The following is a 21,392-nucleotide window of genomic DNA, read 5'->3' as shown; positions in this document are numbered from 1 at the left end:
TGTATTATCTGAATTTTCTATATTTTCTAAATATTTTATATTTTCTATATTTTCTAAATTTTTAAAATTTTCATTTTTGAGTTTTTCAGATCCATGAATTTTCAAAATTTTTAGTTAATATGATTTTTTTGAATTTTTCATTTTTCACATTTTTTCAAAAAAAATTTCCATTATTTTTAAAAATTTTCATTAAAAATTCATTTTTTCAATTAAATTTTCTGATAAAAAAATTTATCATAGTTTAATTAATAATAACTTTCATTAAAAGTATACTTTATATAAAACTTTTAATTTAATTGCAGCTATTTTTCATTTAATTAAAATAATGTCCCAATCATAATTTTTGAAAAATAGTAATCTATATGCAGTTAGTAAAATTTAATAATTTATTAAAAAATAGTATTTTGTTAATGATTTTTGATGAATAAAAAAATTAGTTATGGTGGTAAATATTTGATGATGATAATATTAATTTTGAAAATTAATATTAAAAAATATCTAAGCTTTTTTTGCTATTACAGTTAATAATGCAACAACAATAATGAAACCTACAATCATTACAAGTGCAAAAGATGAAAGTCCACTTAAAATATCTGCTACTAAATTCATAATATTCCTCCTAAAAAAATTAATAATTAATTTAAAAATTAATTTAATAATTAATTAATAATTATAATTTTATTTAATAATATTTTTGTTAATATACTATTTATAATTTTTTTAAATTTTTTTAAATCTAAACCTTTAATGAATCAGTTTAAATGTATCCATCAATAATACGATTAGCAATTTTATCTGTTACTAAGATTATTGCTGAAATAATTAAAATTAAAATCCAATCAAACAAGCCAATTGCACAGGTTTTGAAGATTGTTTGAAGGAATGGAACATAAATAACAAGGACCTGCAATATGAATGATCCAATAAGAGAAATCCAAAGGGTAATGTTTCTATCTTTAGAGTTGGACCTGTAATTCAATGCATTGAACAGCTGATACAATACGAAGACTGTGAATGCAACGGTAATTGCCTTGGTATTTATATCTCCTACCCCATTATTTAACTCATAAATGAATAGTCCTAATGTGCCAATTGCCATTACAATTCCGGAAATTGTTATCTTAATCATTGTTTTTCTATTAATCAATTCCCCTTTCTCAGGCGGTCTTCTCATTATGTCCTTTTCAGGCCCTTCCAAACCTAAGGATTGTGCTGGAGGCCCATCCATTATTATATTTATCCATAATAATTGAATAGGGGTGAATGGAGTTGGGATTGGCAATAATGACCCTATGGTAATGGTCAGTATTGCTCCAATATTTGTGGATAATTGGAATTTTAAAAATCTTTTAATGTTATCAAAAATTGTTCTTCCTTCCCTTATTGAAGAGACTATTGTAGCAAAGTTATCATCCTGTATGATCATATCTGCAGATTCTTTTGTAACATCTGTTCCACTGCCCATAGCCACTCCAATGGAAGCCTTTTTAAGCGCTGGCGCATCATTTACACCATCACCAGTCATTGAAACGATTTCTCCATGGTTTTGGAGAACTTCTATGATTCTTCTTTTCTGTTCAGGATATACTCTTGCATAAACCTTGATGTCCTTTGCCATTTCATTGTATTCATCATCACTTAAATCCTCCAATTCCTGACCAGTTAGGATTGAATTATTATAATTTTCTTCATGGATATAATAGTCTCTAGGGAGAATGCCTAATTCCATAGCTATTGCAGTTGCAGTATCCTTGTGGTCTCCAGTAATCATCACTACATTGATTCCTGCCTTTTGACAATCTGCTATAGCGTCAATGGCTTCTGCTCTCGGAGGGTCCATAATTCCAAGAAGGCCTGCAAATATCAAATCTTTTTCAAAAGACTCTCCATGATGCCTATTCTTGGAATAGGTTCTATGAATTTCAGAATCTCCTTTTTCAATTTCCTTATTGTCTAAGTCCAAAACATTTTCATACTCTTCAGTATCAATTTTATTGTAAGCAAGGGCTATGACTCTTAATGACCTTTTTGTCATTCTGTCAATTTCACGCATTATTTCCTTTTTGGTGCCAGGGTCAAAATTGTTTATATGTCCATTGAAATCGAGTTTATCAGATAAATCTAAAATTATTTCAGGAGCCCCTTTTGTTAGAACATAATAATTTTTATCATTGCTTTCTTCATCTATTTCACTGTAAATGAAGGTCATTCTTTTTCTATTGCTGTCAAATGGAATTTCATATTCCTTTTCAAAATTCCTATCTGTTTTAAGCTTTTCAAAATCGTTATCAAGTGCAAAGTAGTATGATGCCAAATCAGTAGGGTTTCCTATTAACTCATCATCTTCGTATCTTACTCCATTACATAATCCAGCAATTAATGTAGAACGTTCTCTGTTAGTTAATAAGGTTTTTTTAACAGTCATCTTATTTTCTGTTAAAGTTCCAGTCTTATCTGTACAAATGTAAGTACAAGATCCCAATGTTTCTACAGATGACAATTTTTTAACGATTGCATTGGATTTGGCCATTTTTTGCATTCCTAATGCTAAAGTCAATGTCAAAACAGCTGGAAGACCTTCTGGAATAGCTGCAACAGCTAGAGAAACTGCAGTCATAAAGCTTTCAAGAATATCCATAGCTTGGAAAAAGTCTATAAAGAATACAAAAATACATACGATAATAGATAATATTCCAATTCTTTTACCTAATTTTCCTACTTTAACAGTTAAAGGAGTTTCCTCTTCATCTTCTTGAATCATGGTAGCAATTCTACCTATGTTTGTTTCCATTCCAGTAGCTATTACAACTCCTATTCCTTTTCCAAAGATTACATTGGAATTCATGGATACGAGTTTAGATTGTATATTCTCCTCTTTAGAATATTTTTGAATATCCTTAATTTTATTTGAGAAATCTTCAATGTTTTCATAATTTGTATCTTTTTTAACTAAAGTGGATTCTCCAGTTAGGGATGATTCATCAACTCCTAAATCATATGTTTCAATTAGAATTATATCTGCAGGAACTTTGTCTCCCTCTTCAAGGATTACAATGTCTCCAGGAACAAGTTTTTCACTCGGAATCCTTTTAAGGGTATTGTCCCTTTTAACATGTGCATCTGTATGTACTAAACTTTTCAGCTTTTCCATAGCATTTTCTGCACGGTATTCCTGAACGAAGCCGATTATTGAGTTAATTATTACAACTACCAGTATGACAATTGCATCCAAATGATTTCCAATCATATAACTTGCTATAGCTGCAATGATAAGCATGAATATTAAAACATCTAAAAATTGGGATAAAAATAGTTTTAAAGGGCTGTTTTTCTTTTGTTCTTTTAATTTATTTGGACCATACTTTTCTAATCGAGCATTGGCCTCAGCACTGCTTAGCCCTTCTTTTTGAGTGGTGTACTGTTTTAATATTTCGTCTATCAATATAATCCCCAAGTTCCTAATTAGCTAAAAATAGTTTTTTTTGATGAAATTCCATCATTTTGATATTCTTTTTCATTTAAATTTATATTTACATTTATATCTATATTTATATATAAAATAATAAGTTAGTAAATTTATATCTTTAATTTATTTTATTTAAATATTTAAGATTTTAATTTGTGTAATACTTTTTATCTTTCATATATGTAAAATGAGGCACGATTATAATTTTTTAGTTTCATTTTTTTGCTTTTAATATTCAAATCTTCATTGAATAATGGCTTTATGATAAGTGTAGCATTAACTTCATCCCTTATTTTCATAATGGCTTCCTGCAATTCTGCTGGAGGTCTGATTGAAAACAAAATGTCTGCATCTTTATAGATATTCATATTTGGATTGAAAACATCATCCTTAATAATATTTTCATTTGCAGGATTAATATCTGTCATTATGATGTCAATGTTTTCGTTTTCACTTAAGTTTTTAGATATTGTTTGGAATTTTCCAGCTCCAATTTCAACTATCTTTGTTTTTTTGCCAGTTTTTTCGCTATTTTCAATAGCTAATTTAAGAATGAATTCCTCTAAATCGTTCCACATTTTTATTCCTTTTTTAATTTTTTTATTCCTTAATATTGTATTTATCTTTTAATAATTTAATATGTTCTATTTTTTGATTCATTATGGTTTTAATTTAGTTTATTTTTAGAAATCTTTTAAATAGAGTAAATTATATAATATTAATAGTAATTTTCAATTGGAAAAATAATCATTAAAAAATAATATTTAATTGATTTTTAAAGTGTTTTATATGTTTATTCGTGAATTTGTCCCTTCTGATTTGGCCAGAGTATATCAAATTGAAGTGGAATCCTTTTCCACACCTTATGAATTGGCCATTCTTCAGCAATTGTATGAAATAGGTGCAGGGTTTCTTGTAGCTGTTGAAGATGGTGAAATCGTAGGATATATTATTTTTTGGGTAAAAGAAGAAGGATTAGGTCATATAATTGCTCTTGCAGTTGATAAAAAATTCCGCAGGCAGCATATAGCAACCCGATTGCTTATGATGGCAATAAGCATATTCAATAATATCGATATTCACAGGATAAGTTTAGAAGTGAAATCCCATAATGAAATTGCAGTTAGCTTCTATCAAAAATTCGGTTTTGAAATTGATAGAAAAGTCCCTAATTATTATGAGGATGGATCTGATGCTTATGTAATGTTATTCAACACCAATAAAATCAGCAATTAATAAAATTAATAAATTAAAAATTAATGAATTAAAAATTAATAAATAAAAAAAATATAATAGATAAAAAAATTAATTATTAAAAAAATAATTTTAATTATTTTTAGTCAAATCCAATTTATAGCTAAGGTTGTTCTCTTTTTTTAATTCGCTTAATTCCTTATTGATCCTTATATACTCTTTTTCAACTTCCAATAAGGATGTTACCAGCCCTTCCCTATAGTTATTCACTTTTTTGGTATCCAATAGGAACTTCTGTTGAGTGTATGGCTTGGAGTTGACTATATTTGAAATCTCTTTGTCTTCCAATTCAATATTGATTTCAAGTTTGTTCCTTAGTTTTTCAAAATCTTCAACGGTTTTTGGTTCATTTTCAATTTCATGTCTGCCTATTAGATTTTGTGCAGATTTCAATTCATCCAAATCCCTATCTTCATATGCCTCTTTAGAACTATAGAATAAGTTTTCTTCATAATCTGTTGGTTCAAGCAATAAATCAGGATGGATTTTTCTTATGCAATCCTTATAAATTGAGTGCAATTCCTTGAAGTCCTGTTTTTTACTTAAATTGTTTTTATGTTCTTCAATTAGAATATTCACTTTTGCAGTTTCTGTTTCCAATTCCAGAACTTCCTCTTTAAACTCATTTTCAATATGGCTTTCGATTTCACTCATATTGATTTTTGGCTTATTGATTTTAGTTTTATTGATCTTAATCTGATTTTCCTCTAAATCACTCATTTCCTTATTGAATTGATTGGATGATTGTTGATTGGCCATTTTTTTTATCAATTCAATTGTTCTTTTTGTTTTCTTGATTTTAATCTTATAATCCTTTATCTTGTATTTGTAAACTCCAAATTTCAAGGAATAATCTGTTTCAATTTCCCTGCAAGTGAAATTTATCAAATTATCTTCTTCAAAGAGTTTGCTGGCTAGAATCTCCTTTAAATAGCTTATTTCATCTTTTAAACTATCAATATATTCATCATTTTTTGCATTATTTTGAGGTTCTGTCATTTTCAAACTCCTTGTGGATAATTGATTATGGGTATTTCAATTTCTATTTACTTATTTTAATTTAGCTGCGTCTTCTCTCTTGCCTGTTTAATCTTTTTGGCTTATTGGAAGGATAATCGTAATCTGAATAATATCTTGAATCTATATTCCTATGGAACTGTCTAGGATTTCTGCCATACCTTTCCCTTTGCATTCTTTTCCTATATTTTCTTTCTTTCCTTCTTCTTATCCCTCTTTTGATTCTTTTTATTATGCTTCGAACTATCAATAGGATTAGAATTATTGCAACGATTATCATTCCTATTGGCAAGATTTCAAATAGGAAATCGCTGTAATATTTGTGGAATGCCATTTCTGATGGGAAATTCATAGTGCTTGCACTTGTGTCATCCTCTGTAAGAAGTGCAAAATTGTAAACCAAGTCATAATATCCAATGGTTGCACCTTCATAATTAATTGAGTCTGGCGCTTTTCCATGTTCATTCATATAGTCTACAACAATATCTGCCATATTGTAATAATCGTTAAAGGAGTATTCCCCTTTTGTAAAGCTTGAATATTTTTGAGGATTATCTGGTGCTCCAAAGTCCCCAGGAACTTCTAAAGCATATCCATCTATGTATGAAGCGCTCATATACAATAACTGTTGTGTGGTGTAGGAACCATAGGATTCCTGCATATCTCTTCCATGTCCATCAACGATTTTTTTAGAATCTTCTGCTAAGTATTTAGGGTCTAGCTTGTGATAAACTATTAAATCTGTATCCAATTGCTTGTTTTCATCTATTCCTGCATAAACTGAATTAATGATTTCATTTGCGATATATTCGTTTACATTATCGCTGTCATATGCGATTATTCCTTTATAGCAATCGTCAGGATATTCCTGTGCAGGTTGAATCAATGTTATTCCCGCATCATTCAAGAACTTTCCTGGGCTTTTCACTGAGGCAAAGGTGTAATGGGACCAATTGTCATCGTAGGATCTTCTAAGGAAATTTATTGTATTCAAGTCAAGTGTACCTGCATTCACATAGATGATCTTTTTGCTGACTTTAGTGGAATAGTCTGCAAGGTCAACCAGATTTCCTGCACAAGCACCAGCTATTGTAACAGCTACATCACATCTGGCTGCCATTACCCTTGTCCCTTCTCCAGGATTTGAAGCTGAATCATCAACCACTACAATAATGTCTCCATTGGTTTTTGATTCAATTCGTTCTTTGATATCATTCAATCTTGCAAAATCTGCATCATGCTCATGCAAATTGTCTGAAGTTAAGAATAAGGTAGTTGCATCTGCACTTTCAGCAATTATTGGGCATAAAATGATTAATGATAAAAGCAATATTGGAATAATCTTGTTCATGTTTAAATCACTTCATAGTCTTCTTCAAGAACCCATTTGATGGTATCTAGTCTTATGTCGTTTGTCCAGATCATGGCATGGGTCTGGTTTTTCAATTCTACATTTCCTTCAACGGATGCCTCTTCATATCTTTTGTTTAATTCTTCAGCTCTTTTCTCGAATTTTTCCAGAAGGTCACGATTCTGAGTTTCAGAATTGACTAAAGTGCTTGTTAGCATAATTGATTGCAATTCAGATCCTGCAAGGATTACTTTAAGTTCGTTTGTGAGTTCATCTTCCTCTGCTCTTAATCCTGCAATCTTATCATTTAGTAATTCAATTTTTTCTCCAATTTCCTCTTTTGTTTTCATTTTTAATCTCCAAATTATTTAATAAATCCTTTTTTAATATTATTTTTAATTTTATTTTATTTAGTGTATCAAAGCATTATTTTTCCATGTCCCAATTAACTGGTTTTTTCTTTCGTCTTCCCCATTTGGTTGATTTCCACATTCCAGTATTTCTATTGGTCATGCCTTCCCTTAAATCGATTCTCTCTTCTGGCAAGTCCTTAGGGTCGATTTCCTTTTTTTCAGTTAAATTAGCTCCGCATTGGCTGCAGAACTTTGCATTGGGGTCAAAAAGTTTTGATCCGCATTTTGGACAAAATTGGTTCATTATTTCACCTTCAACTTAAAATTGTAGTAAACTAAATATAATTTAATTATTATCTTATTTATTTTTATAGATATCTATAATTTATTTAATGATTTATTAAGGGCAATTATTTATAAAAAGATTTATAAATTTTTAATTAGTAAAAATTAGATGAAGATGCACTGTCAATATGATGTGGTATTATGGCTGATGACATTATTGAAATTGAAGATTATGAAGTAAAGGATAAGCAGATTATAGAAACAGATAATGAAGAGGATTATCAAAGAGAATATAATCAAAGGGAATATGATGGATATGATAATCAAGGAAGCGTTAATGGATTTTATAAATCCATTTCCTTGAATAACACTTCTTTATTGATTATTTTAATGGTGGCTATTTTATTAATAGCTATTTTTATAATGACTTTCGATTAATCAAATAGCTTGATTTGCTTTCATGAATTTATTGATTTGAATGTTTGATTTAGAGATTTTATTCAAAAGATTTTCATTTGAGAAAAATGACAAAAATTTCAGAATCTATAATCTTATCATCTTGATTATAGGATTATCCCTTTATTTATTGAATAATCAGTTCTTGCATGAAATTAATTGGTTTTTCATGTTTTATTTCAATGATTTTCTAGCTATTGTTGTGTTGTTAAGTTTTTTAAATCTTATTTATCCTTATAAATTGACTAATGTCTGGCTAATTACTATTGTAACAATCTTGGCTTCATTTGTATGGGAATATGTGGCATTGTTTATCAAAGCAGGGGCAATATTTGATTTTATAGATGTCATCTGCTATTTTGGATCTATGGTGATTTACATAATTTTATTGTATTTTTTAGAGGGGAAAATAAATACATCAATTTAATTTAACAGTGATATTATGGAAAAAAATAATTCAAATTACTCTCCAGATTCTAGTTATCTCCTTAATTTTTCTTTTTCACAAAAGAGATTAAGTTCTAAAGATGAGAGTCATTCTTTTGATTCTCAAGTTTTTTCAAAATCCTGCATGAGTTCCGGCATTATATCTGAAACTTCCCTAGAAAAAGATTACATTTTATTGAATAAGAAATCATTGCTTCAACGTAAATCCAAGGGTTCTCTTAAGATTTTTTACAGTGAAATCATTGATTTAAAGCTTAATAAATCTGATTTGTCATCATTATATTCCACTATAGTTATTGTTTATTCAAAAAATGGTTATACAAAACATTTAGTCTCCTTAAGCAGTTCTGATGGATTTGCAGTTAGATGGTTTTATGATGAACTGGTTGTAAGGCATTCAATGATCAAATCCAATCTGAACAAATCAGATTTTCTCAAATCCAATGAAGAGGATTATTTGGATGGAAAAGTTTACGATTCAAATAAATCTGAAAAATTTGATGATTTCATGAATCAAATGAATGCTGAGATTTCAGAAAAACGTAAAAAAGAGATTTCAAGGCAAATGAAATTTGATAGATGCTCCAGCGAGGAGCGCTGATTTTTAATTCAAATTTTAATTATAGTTTTGTTTTTTTCTTTTTTTCTTTTTTTATTTTAAATTTTCTAATTTTGATTTTTATATATTCTTGTTCAATTTTTATTAAAATTAAGTTGTTTTTTATTAACAATTTAACTATTTTAAAACTATTTTTTTAAATTTTATTTTTTCAATAGATAACTTAAAATATTTTGTATAATAGATATTATATTATAATGAAATATTTAGTTAAAATTTAATAAAATTCTATGAATTTTTCATGAGATTTTTTTATAAAAATCTGATTTATAGAATAGTTTAAATTAAATAAATTACATAAATAATTAAGGTAAATTAATTTAGCAAAAAGTATCATTTTTTATATAAAAATACTTGCGATTGCTATTAATTTGATGATTATTTTAGATTAAATACAATGAATTAAATGGTGAAAATATGGGAAATGAAGCAAAATTAGCTTTAGAAGATGGAACTGTTCTAAAAGGTGAAGCCTTTGGTTATGAAACAGTAACTGTAGGTGAGCTTGCTTTCTCAACCGGTATGTCTGGTTATACCGAAGCGCTTACTGACCCATCATTCAAAGGACAAATATTGATGTCAACTTATCCTTTGGAAGGTAACTATGGAGTCAGTGAAGAATGGTATCAATCTGATAAGGTACAGGTTGAAGGTTTTGTAGTGAGAGAAGCTTGTAAGAAATTATCCAATTTCGGTACTAAAAAGACTTTAGATGACTTCTTAAAAGAATTCAAGGTACCTGGAATTGAAGATATCGATACAAGAGACTTGACTTTGAAGATTCGTGAAAAAGGTTCTCTAAAAGCAGCACTCGCTACTGAAGAGATTGATGATGATGAGCTTGTTGCTCGTGCTCAAGAGCATAAGAGCATTGTTGATTTAGATCTTGTTCCTTTAGTGTCAACTCCTGAAGTAAAGACTTTCGGAGACTTTGATAAGACTGTAGCTATTCTTGATTGCGGTGTAAAAAAGAATATCATTAATTGTTTCTTGGAAAATGATATTGGTGTTGCTTTATTCCCTTACGATACTGATTATCAAACCATTTTGGATTATGGTGTAAATGGACTTATGGTATCTCCAGGTCCTGGAAACCCAGATAGATTGACTGACACAATTGCAAATGTGGGAAAATTAATTAACAAGTTCCCTGTATTTGGTATTTGTATGGGCCAACATGTAATTGCAAAGACATTTGGCGCTACCACTTATAAAATGAAATTTGGTCACAGGGGAGCAAATCAACCAGTAAAAGACTTGCAAACTGGAAAAGTGTTCATCACTTCCCAAAATCACGGATTCGCTATCGATCCAGATTCCTTGAAAGGAACTGATTTGGAATTGACCCAAATAAACTTAAACGACGGTACTCCTGAAGGATTCTTGCATAAGGAATTGCCTTTAAGAACTATCCAATACCATCCAGAATCTGGTCCAGGTCCAAATGATACAAGAGGATTGTTTGAAGAATTTGGAAAAATGATTAAGGAGTATTAGGATTAGAATTTCATTGTATTTAATTGATTATATTTATTTGATTATTAAATTATTAAAATTTATAAAATTATAAAATTTATAAAATTTTTACTTAATGTGGATTGAGAGAGGATAATATGCCTGTTGATGAGGATATTAAAAAAGTGCTTATAATTGGTTCTGGGCCTATTCAGATTGGTCAGGCTGCTGAGTTTGACTACTCTGGTTCTCAAGCTTGTAAATCACTTAGAGAAGAGGGATTGGAAACTGTTCTTGTAAACAGTAATCCTGCTACCATTCAAACCGATATGGATATGGCAGATACCGTTTATACCGAACCGTTGACTGCAGAACTTGTTGCCCAGATTATTGAAAAAGAGAATATTGATGCTATTTTGCCTACTATGGGTGGACAAACCGGTTTAAACATTGCAACTGAACTTGGAAAACTTGGTCTTTTGGAAGGCATTAAGGTTATTGGTTCTGATGTTCAAACCATTGCAGATGTGGAAGACAGAGACTTGTTCGCTAACTTCATGGATAGATTGGATGAACCTATTCCTAAATGTCATGCAGTTGAATCTGTTGAAGAGGCTTTAGAGGCTGTTGAGGAAATCGGTTACCCTGTAATTGTACGTCCAGCATTTACCTTAGGAGGTACTGGTGGTGGAGTGGCTCATAATAAGGAAGAGCTTATCGAAGTTACCACTCATGGTCTTGACATGAGTTACATTAACCAAGTTCTAATCGATGAATCTGTTCTCGGATGGAAAGAAATCGAATTTGAGGTTATGAGAGATAAAAACGATACCTGTATCATTGTATGTAATATGGAAAATGTTGACCCAATGGGTATCCATACAGGGGACAGTATTGTAGTTGCTCCTATTCAAAACCTTAATGATGAAGTGTGTCAAAGATTAAGGGATGCTTCCATCAAGATCATTAGAAACTTGGGAATCAATGGTGGATGTAACATCCAATTCGCTTTAAACCCTGAAACCAATGAATACAAGATCATTGAAGTAAACCCTCGTGTAAGTAGAAGTAGTGCACTTGCATCTAAGGCAACAGGTTATCCAATTGCAAAAATCTCTTCAAAGGTAGCTCTTGGACTCACTTTAGATGAAATCAGAAATGACATTACCAAGGAAACCCCTGCTTCATTTGAACCATCTATCGATTATATCGTAGTGAAAATCCCAAGATGGCCATTTGACAAGTTCAAAGGCATTGACAGAAAAATCGGTGTTCAAATGAAAGCGACAGGAGAAGTAATGGCTATTGGTAGAACCTATGAAGAAGCTATTCAAAAAGCTATTCGTTCCTTGGACATTGGCTTGCACGGATTTGAATATTTAGAATACACTGAAGATAATTTGGCAAATCCTACTGATGAAAGATTATTCCACATGTACTCTGCTATAAAAGATGGAAGAAGTGTGGAAGAACTTGCAGAAATTTCCAAAATGGATGCATTCTTCCTATACAAAATTGAAAACATAGTAGAGTTTGAAAAACAAGTAACAAAAGAAGCACTTGAAGATGAAAAATTCTTGCTTAAGGCTAAAAAATTAGGATTCTCTAACTACACTCTAGCAAAACTCGCAGGAATCAAAGAGGAAGATGTGAAAGCACTTCTTGATAAGTTTGACATCAAGCCATCCTATAAGATGGTAGATACCTGTGCAGCAGAGTTTGAAGCAAAAACTCCATATTATTACAGTAGTTATGACAGTGGTAATGAACTCATTAAAAACGATAACAAGAAAATCCTCATTATCGGTGCTGGTCCAATTAGGATTGGACAAGGTATTGAGTTCGATTACTGTTGTGTACATTCCTCTCTCGCATTAAAAGACCAAGGAATTGAAACTATCCTTGTAAACAACAACCCTGAAACTGTAAGTACCGATTATGACATTTCAGACGAATTGTTCTTTGAACCATTGACCTTTGAAGACATTATGGGAATTATTGAACAAGTTGAACCTGAAGGCGTAATCGTTCAATTTGGTGGTCAAACTTCAATTAACTTGTCTGTTCCTCTTGCAAAAGCAGGCGTTAAAATATTAGGTACTCCATATGAAAGCATTGATAGAGTTGAAGACAGAGAAAGATTCACTGAAGTGCTTAACGATTTAAATATTCGTCAAGCCCCTTATGGATTGGCTAATTCCTTTGATGAAGCAAGAGAAGCAGCTGAAAGAATCGGATACCCAGTTCTTGTTCGTCCATCCTATGTTATTGGTGGAAGAGCAATGGAAATCGTTTACTGTGTAGAGGAATTGGAAGAGTATATGAAGGAAGCTGTTAAAGTTTCACCTGAACATCCTATTCTTGTAGACAAATTCCTTGAAGATGCAGTGGAACTTGATGTAGACCTTTTATGTGATGGAGAAGATGTATTCATTGCAGGTATTATGGAGCACATTGAAGAAGCAGGTGTTCACTCTGGTGACTCTGCATGTGTAATTCCTCCTCAAACAATTCCAGAACATTTGCTTGAAGTCATTAGAGAAAATACAAGAAAATTAGCTTTGGAATTAGATGTTATTGGATTAATGAATATTCAATATGCAGTTAAATTGGATGAAGAAAAAGTTTACATCATTGAAGCTAACCCAAGAGCAAGTAGAACTGTTCCATTTGTAAGTAAAGCTATTGGTGTTCCTCTTGCAAAAGTTGCAACTTCCTTGATGATGGGTGCAAAACTCAAAGACTTTAATTTAACAAAAGAGATCAAGATCAATCACGTAGCAGTTAAAGAATCTGTTTTCCCATTCTTGAAGTTAACAGAATCTGACAGTATCTTAGGTCCTGAAATGAAATCCACTGGTGAAAGTATTGGTATAGATGAGAACTTTGGTCTCGCTTTCTACAAGTCACAGCTTTCAGCAGGTATGGACTTGCCTAAGGAAGGAAATCTCTTAATAAGTGTGAGGGAACAGGACCAAAAGAAAATCCAGCCAATAGCTGATAAGGCTCATGCTTTAGGATTCAATATATTTGCTACAAAAGGTACAGCTAACGCAATATTTGATGTTCCTATTACCAGAATTAAAAAAGTTTCCCAAGGAACCCCTAATATTAAGGAAGCTATTTTAGACGGCAAGATTGATATGATCATCAATACTCCTCATGGTGAACAGGCTTCCAAAGATGGCTATACCATTAGACGTTTAGCTATTGAACTTGGAATTCCTTATGTGACCACTTTAGCAGGAGCAAGAGCTGCATTAAATGCAATTGAAGCTGTTAAAGAGAATGAATTAAAAGTCAAATCATTAAATGATCATATAGCAAATATTTAGATTTTTTACAAGTTTATGATGGAGATTTTCTCCATTTTTCTTTCTTATTTATCTTATGTGGTGTAAAAATGCCTTTTAAAATTGATAGTGCAATAATGAAATTAGATACAGAAACTGGCAAATACGATTTAGTGGATCCAGAAGGAAAGTTCAATAAAAAAGATGCTTTAATGGTAGTTGAAAGTGATGATTTCATTACTATGCAATTAGTAATTAATGCAATTATCAGAAATGACTTTAAAGCATGGAAAGAAGTTAAGTGGGACGATTCTGACAGTCTTAAAGCTATTCTTGTTAAATTAGGATATGGTAGAGACGAAATCATCGAATTGCTTAAAGAATTTTAATTTTATTAATAGAAATTGTTTTATTTTTCTATTAACTATTTTTCACTTATTTTATTCTTATTAGATTATATTTTTCTTATTTTTATTCTTTTAAGATTATATTTTTCTTATTTTACCCTTTTAAACTATTTTTCACTTACCTCATCCCAATTAGATTATTTTAAATTAAATTTTTAAAAAAATAGAAAGTTCCCGCATTAAAGCTGGATTGTAAAGAAATTGCTTTTTACAGTACATTTTCACCTTTCTTTTCACCATTAAACATATCAAGGTTTACAGATTTGTTTTTGAATGAAACTATTATGGTACAGATTGCATCACCAGTTACATTCACTGCAGACCTAATCATATCCAAGATATGGTCTATTCCCATGATTAGGCCTATTGCATCTGTTGGCAATCCTACAGAAGCAAATACCATATTTAAGGTTACCAATCCTACGGATGGGACACCTGCAGTTCCAATTGAAGCCATCACTGCGGTAAATATTACTGTAATTAATGCACTTAGCCCTAAATCAATCCCATAGGCCTGTGCTGCAAACATAACCACAACACCTTGCATTATTGCTGTTCCATCCATGTTTATTGTAGCACCTAATGGTATGGTGAATGATGAAACCTCTTTAGACACTCCCATTTCACTTAATTTCTCTAAATTCAATGGGATGGTTGCATTTGATGATGAGGATGAAAATGCGAATAGCATTACAGAGAAAAATTTCTTAAAGAATTTTATTGGATTCAATCTTGTGAAAATGACAAGCAATGTTGGGTAAACAATAAACGCTTGTACTGCTAAAGCTAGGAGTACACATGCAACATATTTGCTTAAAGGCATCAATCCATCCATTCCTAATGTGGCAAATGTCTTAGCTATTAAACAAAAAACGCCTATTGGAGCAAATTTCATGACTATATTAGTCATTTCCATCATGACTGTGTTTCCTTCGGTAAAAAGTTTATTTATGGTTGCTGTTTCTTCTTTTAATTTAGCAAGGATAAATCCTACAACCACTCCAAAAATTATCAATGGTAACATATCACCATTAGCTAATGAGTTTAAAGGGTTATCTGGAATCATGTCTAAAATAGTGTTGGTTACTGTCACATTAGTTGTAACATTTGAAGGATCTGCAAGACCAGTCATATTCAAACCGATACCTGGTTCTATGATTCCTGCTATTAAAAGAGCTATTGAAACTGCCAATGCAGTGGTTAAAAGATAGATTAAAATGGCTCGTCCACCGATTGAACCGATTTTTCTAATATCTGATATGGAGGTTACACCTACAATTATGGAACAGAAAACAAGTGGAACTACCAACATCTTCATTAATTTAATAAATAGATTTCCTCCTAAATAGAAGACATTGTCTATTAAAATCAAGTCTTTAATAAATGGGTCAGTAACATAAAAATTCAGTATTAGACCTACAATTAAACCCAATATCATTGAGATTAGTATCCAATTGCCTAAGCTAATTTCCTTAAGTCGATTTAACATGGTATCTCCATAATCATTTATCTTAATATATATAATATGTATTGATTAACTATATTAACTTTTTTTTAAATTTATATGTTAAAATGGATATGGAGATTAGAAATAGTCTAAATAAAAAACAAATATTAACAAATTAAAAAAATAGCAAAATTAAAACAAATAAAGTTTTTTAAAAATTTTCAAAACAATAGAAATTAAAAAAATTAGATTCAAAAAAAATTCAAAAAATAAAAAAGAGAAAATAAGAAGATTTATAATTCAGCTAAATCTTCTTCTGATAATAAGTTTGCATTAGCATCTTTCAATGCTTTTACTCCATCTTCATAGTTTTCGATTTTAACAACAACAATAGCTTCATCGGTTTTAGAGCTGACGAATGCATAAAGGTATTCAACGTTAATGCTTTCCTTTTCAAGGATTTCAAGCATAGTGTTAAGTCCGTTAGGTTCGTCTTTAACCCCTACAACAATTACATCAGTTTCCTTAACTGTGAATTTTTCTTCTTTTAAAGCATTTATTGCTGTTTCATTGTCTGAAACAATTAATCTTAAGATTCCATATTTGGAACTGTCTGCAATGGAAAGAGCTCTAATGTTTACTCCTGCTTGGGACATTGCATTGACAGCTTTTTTTAATTTTCCTTCCTTGTTTTCAAGAAATACTGAAAGTTGTTTTACACTCATGTTATCACTTTCTTAAATTAATATAAAGTATGTTTTTCAAGTTCAACTAATCAAAGTTCCTTTCATCAATAACTCTAATAGCTTTTCCTTCACTTCTTGGTAAGGATTCAGGTTCTACTAAAGTCACATCTACACTAATTCCAATTGCACTTTGGATTTTTCTTGCAATTTTTCTTTCAAATTCTTCAATCTTTTTCATTTCGTCAGAGAACACTTCAGGTGAAGTTTCCACTTTCACTTCAATTTCATCAAGTGTTTTTGGTCTTGATACATGAATTTGATAGTTTGCAGTTAATCCTTCAATTTGCAAGATAGCTGCTTCAATTTGAGATGGATAAACCATTACTCCTTTGATCTTTAACATATCGTCGCTTCTACCAGTGATTCTGTCCATTCTAACAGTGGTTCTTCCACAAGGACATTCATCTCTTCTAAGTGCAGTGATGTCTTTTGTCCGGAATCTTATAACTGGCATTCCTTCTCTTGTAAGGTTAGTTAAGACCAATTCCCCTTTTTGTCCATCTTCAAGGACTTCTCCAGTTTCAGAATCAATGATTTCAGGATAGAAATGATCTTCCTGGATGTGCAATCCTGTTTGGTATTCACATTCTGTAGAGACACCAGGTCCCATCAATTCAGTTAATCCATAAATGTTATGAGCAGTAATTCCAAGCTTTTCCTCTAAGTTGTTTCTCATTTCTTCAGTCCACATTTCAGCTCCAAAAATACCTGCATGCAAACTAATATCATCTGCTGTGTATCCTTCTTTTTCAAGGGATTCAGCTAAATACATTGCATAGGAAGGAGTGCATGTTAAAATGTCACTTTGGAAATCTTCCATAATCTTTAATTGTCTTGCAGTGTTTCCTGCAGACATTGGTATAACGGTTGCACCCATTGCCTTTGCACCGTGGTCGATTCCAAATCCTCCTGTAAATAATCCATATCCATATGAGTTTTGGATTTTTGAGTTTTTGTCTCCTCCAGCCATAGCAATAGCTCTTGCAGTACATTCTCCCCAAATGTCAATGTCTTTTTGTGTATACCCTGATACAACAGGGGTTCCAGTGGTTCCAGAGGTACTGTGGATTTCTATAATCTCATCATCAGGCACAGCAAATAATCCGAATGGGTAAGCTTCCCTTAAATCAGCTTTTGTGGTAAATGGTATTTTGCTGACATCGTCAAGAGTTTTCAAGTCATCTGGATGGAATCCGGCTTCATCAAACTTTTTCTTGTAAAATGGCACATTTTCATAAACTCTTTTTACTTGTTGCTGGAATAGGGCAAGCTGCATTTCTTTCTTTTCTTCCCTTTCCATGCATTCTGCATTTTCATTCCAAATCATATAATTTCTCCATGATTTTCAATTGTCTTTTGAGTAATCATTAAAGTTATTTCTCATTTAGTCAGTTTAATTAATAATATTATATAATTTATTTATAATCCTTAATAAACCTAATAGTTTAAAAATTATTTTTAATGTCTAAAATGGGTATTTTTTGTTCATTTTTGCACATTTTGTTTTTATTTTTCAAATAGTCTTATTTTTATTCTTTATTAACCTAATTAAGACTTGATAAGGTTTCTTAATTAAATTTCAATATATTTTTTCTTTTATCTAATAAGATTTATATATAATATAATGTAAAAATTAAAGTGTAAAAGTATTATTTGTTTAAATTTTACTATTCTAAAGGGTTTTAAATTCTAAAATGATAAATTTTGTTCATTTTTAGTAATACTATAGAATTATTTTTGAATACTATTCACATAGAATTTTAGAATAATCCAGTAGGATAAGATATTTATAAATAATTATTTTTAATACTAATCTTTATTTAGAGGTTTTTGAATGAATTACTTTTTATTAGGAATAGTTTTTATTGTTTATTTCATTATGGTAGGGTATGTAGGATACCTTGCATGGAAAAGAACAAATTCCTCTGAAGACTTTATGATTGCAGGAAGGGAAACCCACCCTTATATCATGGCATTAAGTTACGGGGCTACTTTCATTTCAACTGCAGCTATTGTCGGTTTCGGAGGAGTTGCAGGTAAGTATGGTATGGGTATACTATGGCTTGTATTCTTGAACATCTTTGTAGGTGTTTTCATTGCATTCGTATTCTTCGGTAAAAGAACTCGTAGAATGGGTAAAAATCTCGGATCTCTTACATTCCCTGAGTTTTTAGGCCGTAGATTCAATAGTAAATTCATACAGTATTTCAGTGGAATTCTAATCTTCTGTGCTATGCCTATATATGCAGCGGTAGTTCTTATTGGTGCAGCAAGATTTATGGAAAGTTCTTTAATGCTTGACTTTAATTTAGCGCTTTTAGTGCTTGCAGTTGTAATCTGCGCTTATGTATTGTTTGGTGGATTGAAAGGTGTTATGTATACCGATGCATTGCAAGGAACAATCATGTTTGTCGGTATGATAATCTTGCTTGCATTCATTTACTGGGTATTAGGTGGAGTAACTGAAGCTAATACTGCACTTACCAATATGGCTGCCCTTTATCCTCCTGATGCTATCGCTGAAGGTGGTACAGGTTGGACAAGTTTCCCAACACTTGGAAGTCCATTCTGGTGGTCTCTTGTAACTACAACCATTATGGGTGTAGGTATCGGTGCATTGGCTCAACCACAGCTTGCAGTAAGATTCATGACTGTTAAATCCAACAAGGAATTGCACAGATCACTTTTAATCGGTGCTATCTTCATTGCTGTAATGACTTGTACTGCTTATATTGTAGGTTCCTTATCCAATGTATACTTCTATCAGAACTTTGGTCAAATTGCAATCGATTATGTTGGAGGAAACATGGATTCAATCATTCCAACATTTATTTCAACTGCTCTTCCTGAATGGTTTGTATACATCTTCCTATTGTCCTTGCTTGCGGCAGCTATGTCTACCTTAAGTTCACAGTATCACACTCAAGGAACTGCATTAGGTCACGATATTGTTGATGCAATCAGGAATAGAGGCGGCTCTGATGAATATACTGCAGAGGAAATTAACAAAAGCGGGGATGCTGTAGAAGAAAGTAAAATCGGATTTATTTCAGTTAGCCAAGCAGGTATTTTAATAGCAGTTATTCTTTCATTGGTCATTGGTTTGGCATTGCCAGGGAGTATTGTAGCACTTGGTACTTCATTATTTATGGGATTATGTGCTGCTGCATTCTTGCCGGTTTATTGCGCAGCTTTGTTCTGGAAACGTACTACTAAACAAGGTGCAATTGCAGGACTTTTATCTGGTACATTAACAAGTTTATTCTTGCTTGTATTTGTATTCAAGAAAACTGCAACAGGTCTTGGTATTTGTAAATTCATATTTGGTGTAGACATGTTAATCAATACCATGCCATGGTATTCAATTGACGTAATGATCTTTGCTATACCTGTTTCAGCAATATTTACCATTGCAGTAAGTTTGCTTACACAACCAATTGATGAAAAAGTCCTTAACAAATCCTTTGAGGGGATTTCTAAAGAATAGGTGATATTATGGTAGTTTTAGGAATTGAAGACCCTTGGATTTGGGGAGCTTATGTTTTAATAATATTGATTACATTAATTTGTATTGTGTATGGTGCATTAAAATGGAATAGTGAGGATTAATTTAATCCTTTCTTTATTCTTTTAATTCTTTCTATTTTTTTTTACTTTTTTTTATTTCTGTTGTTTTTTGTTTTACTTTTTTTTACTTTTTCATAATTATTTTTATTTTCAATCATTTTTATTTTCATTCATTTTTATTTTCATTCATTTTTTCAAAATATTTATTATTGATTAAAATAAAAAGAATATTGTTTATTAATATAAAAATTTCAATTAAATTATTATCCAACTTATTTTCGGAGAGATTTTTTATGAGAATAGTTAAGGAATTAGTCGGTAAAGAGGTTTTAGGCAACGACGTAATAAGTATGGGAAAAGTTGTTGATGTTGAGGTTGACCTGGAAGATAATTTCATAGAATCAATTATAGTCTCTAAAGGAGGAATTCAAGAATCTTTAAACATCAGTAAAAGTGAATTGGTAATTCCTTTTGATATGATTAATAAAATCGGGGACAAGATTATTTTGAAAGATGTTTTTGATGAAGACCTTGTACAGATGGAAGAGGAAATTGAAGATTTAAAGAGTCAATTATAATCATTTTTTAATAGTTGTGAGTTCAATGGTTACAAAAGAGTATTTGATTGAAATATTAAAGGAAAATAAGGTGTTTGAAGAAGGAGATTTCACTCTTGCTTCCGGTAAGAAAAGCAATTATTATGTCAATATGAAAAGAGCTATTACCGAACCGGAAATATTGTCCACAATAGCTCAATTGATCAATGAAAGGATTGATGATGACATCGATAAGATTGCAGGTCCTGCATTAGGTGCTGTTCCGATTGCAACTGCAGTTTCTCTTGAATCAGGAAAACCTCTTTTAATGATTAGAAAAGAGAAAAAAGGTTACGGAACTTCCAAATTGATTGAAGGAACCTTGCTTGAAGGTGACAATGTAATCCTTGTTGAAGATGTTACCACCACTGGCGGATCTTTATTAAAAGCAATAAATGCAATACTTGATAATGGAGGAGTAGTTAAAAAAGCGTTTGTTGTAGTGGACAGGGAAGAAGGTGCAATGGAGACCTTTGCAAATGAAGGAATCACACTTGAACCATTAATTTCCGTAAGCGAATTTTTTGAATAATTGATTTTAAATAATTGGTGTTTTTTCTTTTTTTAATTTTTTAATTTTTATTCCTATTTTCTTTTTTAATTTTTTCTTTTTTTTATATTTTTTTATTTATT

At 31.0% G+C, this 21,392-nt stretch carries 20 protein-coding genes; 11 read left to right on the top strand and 9 right to left on the bottom strand.

The features are described from left to right. Nucleotides 1–757: 757 nt before the first annotated feature. Both IJI80_RS04275 and IJI80_RS04270 read right to left on the bottom strand, forming a co-directional pair. Nucleotides 758–3,439: a cation-translocating P-type ATPase gene (locus IJI80_RS04275; RefSeq protein WP_292787940.1), complete on the bottom strand. Its 2,682-nt coding sequence runs from the start codon at nt 3,437–3,439 to the stop codon at nt 758–760. Nucleotides 3,440–3,633: 194 nt separating this feature from the next. Continuing rightward, a complete protein-coding gene (locus IJI80_RS04270; protein ID WP_292787938.1) occupies nt 3,634–4,044 on the bottom strand; it encodes a UPF0146 family protein in 411 nt (136 codons plus the stop codon). Between the two features lie 211 nt (nt 4,045–4,255). Between IJI80_RS04270 and rimI the strand changes: the two genes are divergently transcribed. After that, complete coding sequence (gene rimI, locus IJI80_RS04265) at nt 4,256–4,702, top strand: ribosomal protein S18-alanine N-acetyltransferase (protein WP_292787936.1); 447 nt, start codon at nt 4,256–4,258, stop codon at nt 4,700–4,702. A gap of 90 nt (nt 4,703–4,792) precedes the next feature. On the opposite strand, the gene IJI80_RS04260 is transcribed toward rimI, so the two are convergent. From IJI80_RS04260 to IJI80_RS04245, 4 genes are all read right to left on the bottom strand, one after another. After that, nucleotides 4,793–5,719, bottom strand: a complete 927-nt coding sequence (locus IJI80_RS04260) for a hypothetical protein (protein ID WP_292787934.1) — start codon at nt 5,717–5,719, stop codon at nt 4,793–4,795. 61 nt (nt 5,720–5,780) lie between these two features. Then, complete coding sequence (locus tag IJI80_RS04255; protein WP_292787933.1) at nt 5,781–7,088, bottom strand: adhesin; 1,308 nt, start codon at nt 7,086–7,088, stop codon at nt 5,781–5,783. Between the two features lie 2 nt (nt 7,089–7,090). Continuing rightward, nucleotides 7,091–7,438, bottom strand: a complete 348-nt coding sequence (locus IJI80_RS04250; protein WP_292787931.1) for a hypothetical protein — start codon at nt 7,436–7,438, stop codon at nt 7,091–7,093. A gap of 76 nt (nt 7,439–7,514) precedes the next feature. Continuing rightward, entirely contained in the window at nt 7,515–7,745 is a 231-nt protein-coding gene (locus tag IJI80_RS04245; protein ID WP_292787930.1) for a zinc ribbon domain-containing protein, read from the bottom strand. A 182-nt stretch (nt 7,746–7,927) separates the two neighbouring features. Here IJI80_RS04245 and IJI80_RS04240 point away from each other — a divergent pair, with 182 nt between their 5' ends. The 6 genes from IJI80_RS04240 (at nt 7,928) to IJI80_RS04215 (ending at nt 14,385) form a co-directional block, all read left to right on the top strand. After that, a complete protein-coding gene (locus IJI80_RS04240) occupies nt 7,928–8,164 on the top strand; it encodes a hypothetical protein (protein WP_292787928.1) in 237 nt (78 codons plus the stop codon). A 40-nt stretch (nt 8,165–8,204) separates the two neighbouring features. Then, entirely contained in the window at nt 8,205–8,609 is a 405-nt protein-coding gene (locus IJI80_RS04235) for a hypothetical protein (protein ID WP_292787926.1), read from the top strand. Between the two features lie 15 nt (nt 8,610–8,624). Beyond that, nucleotides 8,625–9,230 (top strand): hypothetical protein, encoded by a 606-nt coding sequence (locus IJI80_RS04230; RefSeq protein WP_292787923.1) that lies wholly within the window; start codon nt 8,625–8,627, stop codon nt 9,228–9,230. Between the two features lie 435 nt (nt 9,231–9,665). Continuing rightward, nucleotides 9,666–10,745 (top strand): glutamine-hydrolyzing carbamoyl-phosphate synthase small subunit, encoded by a 1,080-nt coding sequence (carA, locus tag IJI80_RS04225; protein ID WP_292787921.1) that lies wholly within the window; start codon nt 9,666–9,668, stop codon nt 10,743–10,745. Nucleotides 10,746–10,861: 116 nt separating this feature from the next. Then, nucleotides 10,862–14,038, top strand: a complete 3,177-nt coding sequence (carB, locus tag IJI80_RS04220) for a carbamoyl-phosphate synthase large subunit (RefSeq protein ID WP_292787920.1) — start codon at nt 10,862–10,864, stop codon at nt 14,036–14,038. Nucleotides 14,039–14,106: 68 nt separating this feature from the next. Beyond that, the gene (locus IJI80_RS04215) at nt 14,107–14,385 is read left to right on the top strand and encodes a hypothetical protein (protein ID WP_292787918.1); all 279 of its coding nucleotides are present in this window, start codon (nt 14,107–14,109) and stop codon (nt 14,383–14,385) included. A 226-nt stretch (nt 14,386–14,611) separates the two neighbouring features. Here IJI80_RS04215 and IJI80_RS04210 read toward each other — a convergent pair whose 3' ends face one another. The 3 genes from IJI80_RS04210 to IJI80_RS04200 all read right to left on the bottom strand — a co-directional run bounded on the left by IJI80_RS04210 (nt 14,612) and on the right by IJI80_RS04200 (nt 17,923). Next, entirely contained in the window at nt 14,612–15,892 is a 1,281-nt protein-coding gene (locus tag IJI80_RS04210) for a dicarboxylate/amino acid:cation symporter (protein WP_292787917.1), read from the bottom strand. 251 nt (nt 15,893–16,143) lie between these two features. Beyond that, nucleotides 16,144–16,575 (bottom strand): acetolactate synthase, encoded by a 432-nt coding sequence (locus tag IJI80_RS04205; protein WP_292787915.1) that lies wholly within the window; start codon nt 16,573–16,575, stop codon nt 16,144–16,146. 46 nt (nt 16,576–16,621) lie between these two features. Beyond that, nucleotides 16,622–17,923, bottom strand: a complete 1,302-nt coding sequence (locus IJI80_RS04200) for a phenylacetate--CoA ligase (RefSeq protein ID WP_292787914.1) — start codon at nt 17,921–17,923, stop codon at nt 16,622–16,624. 507 nt (nt 17,924–18,430) lie between these two features. Here IJI80_RS04200 and IJI80_RS04195 point away from each other — a divergent pair. From IJI80_RS04195 to pyrE, 4 genes are all read left to right on the top strand, one after another. Further along, complete coding sequence (locus tag IJI80_RS04195) at nt 18,431–20,083, top strand: sodium:solute symporter family protein (protein WP_292787912.1); 1,653 nt, start codon at nt 18,431–18,433, stop codon at nt 20,081–20,083. 8 nt (nt 20,084–20,091) lie between these two features. Beyond that, nucleotides 20,092–20,205 carry a symporter small accessory protein gene (locus IJI80_RS08305; RefSeq protein WP_325192717.1) on the top strand — a complete coding sequence of 38 codons (114 nt, stop codon included), beginning with the start codon at nt 20,092–20,094 and terminating at the stop codon, nt 20,203–20,205. 251 nt (nt 20,206–20,456) lie between these two features. Then, entirely contained in the window at nt 20,457–20,741 is a 285-nt protein-coding gene (locus IJI80_RS04190; protein WP_292787910.1) for a PRC-barrel domain-containing protein, read from the top strand. Nucleotides 20,742–20,766: 25 nt separating this feature from the next. Continuing rightward, the gene (gene pyrE / locus IJI80_RS04185) at nt 20,767–21,291 is read left to right on the top strand and encodes an orotate phosphoribosyltransferase (RefSeq protein ID WP_292787908.1); all 525 of its coding nucleotides are present in this window, start codon (nt 20,767–20,769) and stop codon (nt 21,289–21,291) included. Nucleotides 21,292–21,392 lie beyond the last annotated feature (101 nt).

This window comes from Methanobrevibacter sp. (assembly GCF_017432245.1).
GTDB lineage: Archaea > Methanobacteriota > Methanobacteria > Methanobacteriales > Methanobacteriaceae > Methanobrevibacter.
This window is presented reverse-complemented; position numbering and strand designations above follow the sequence as displayed.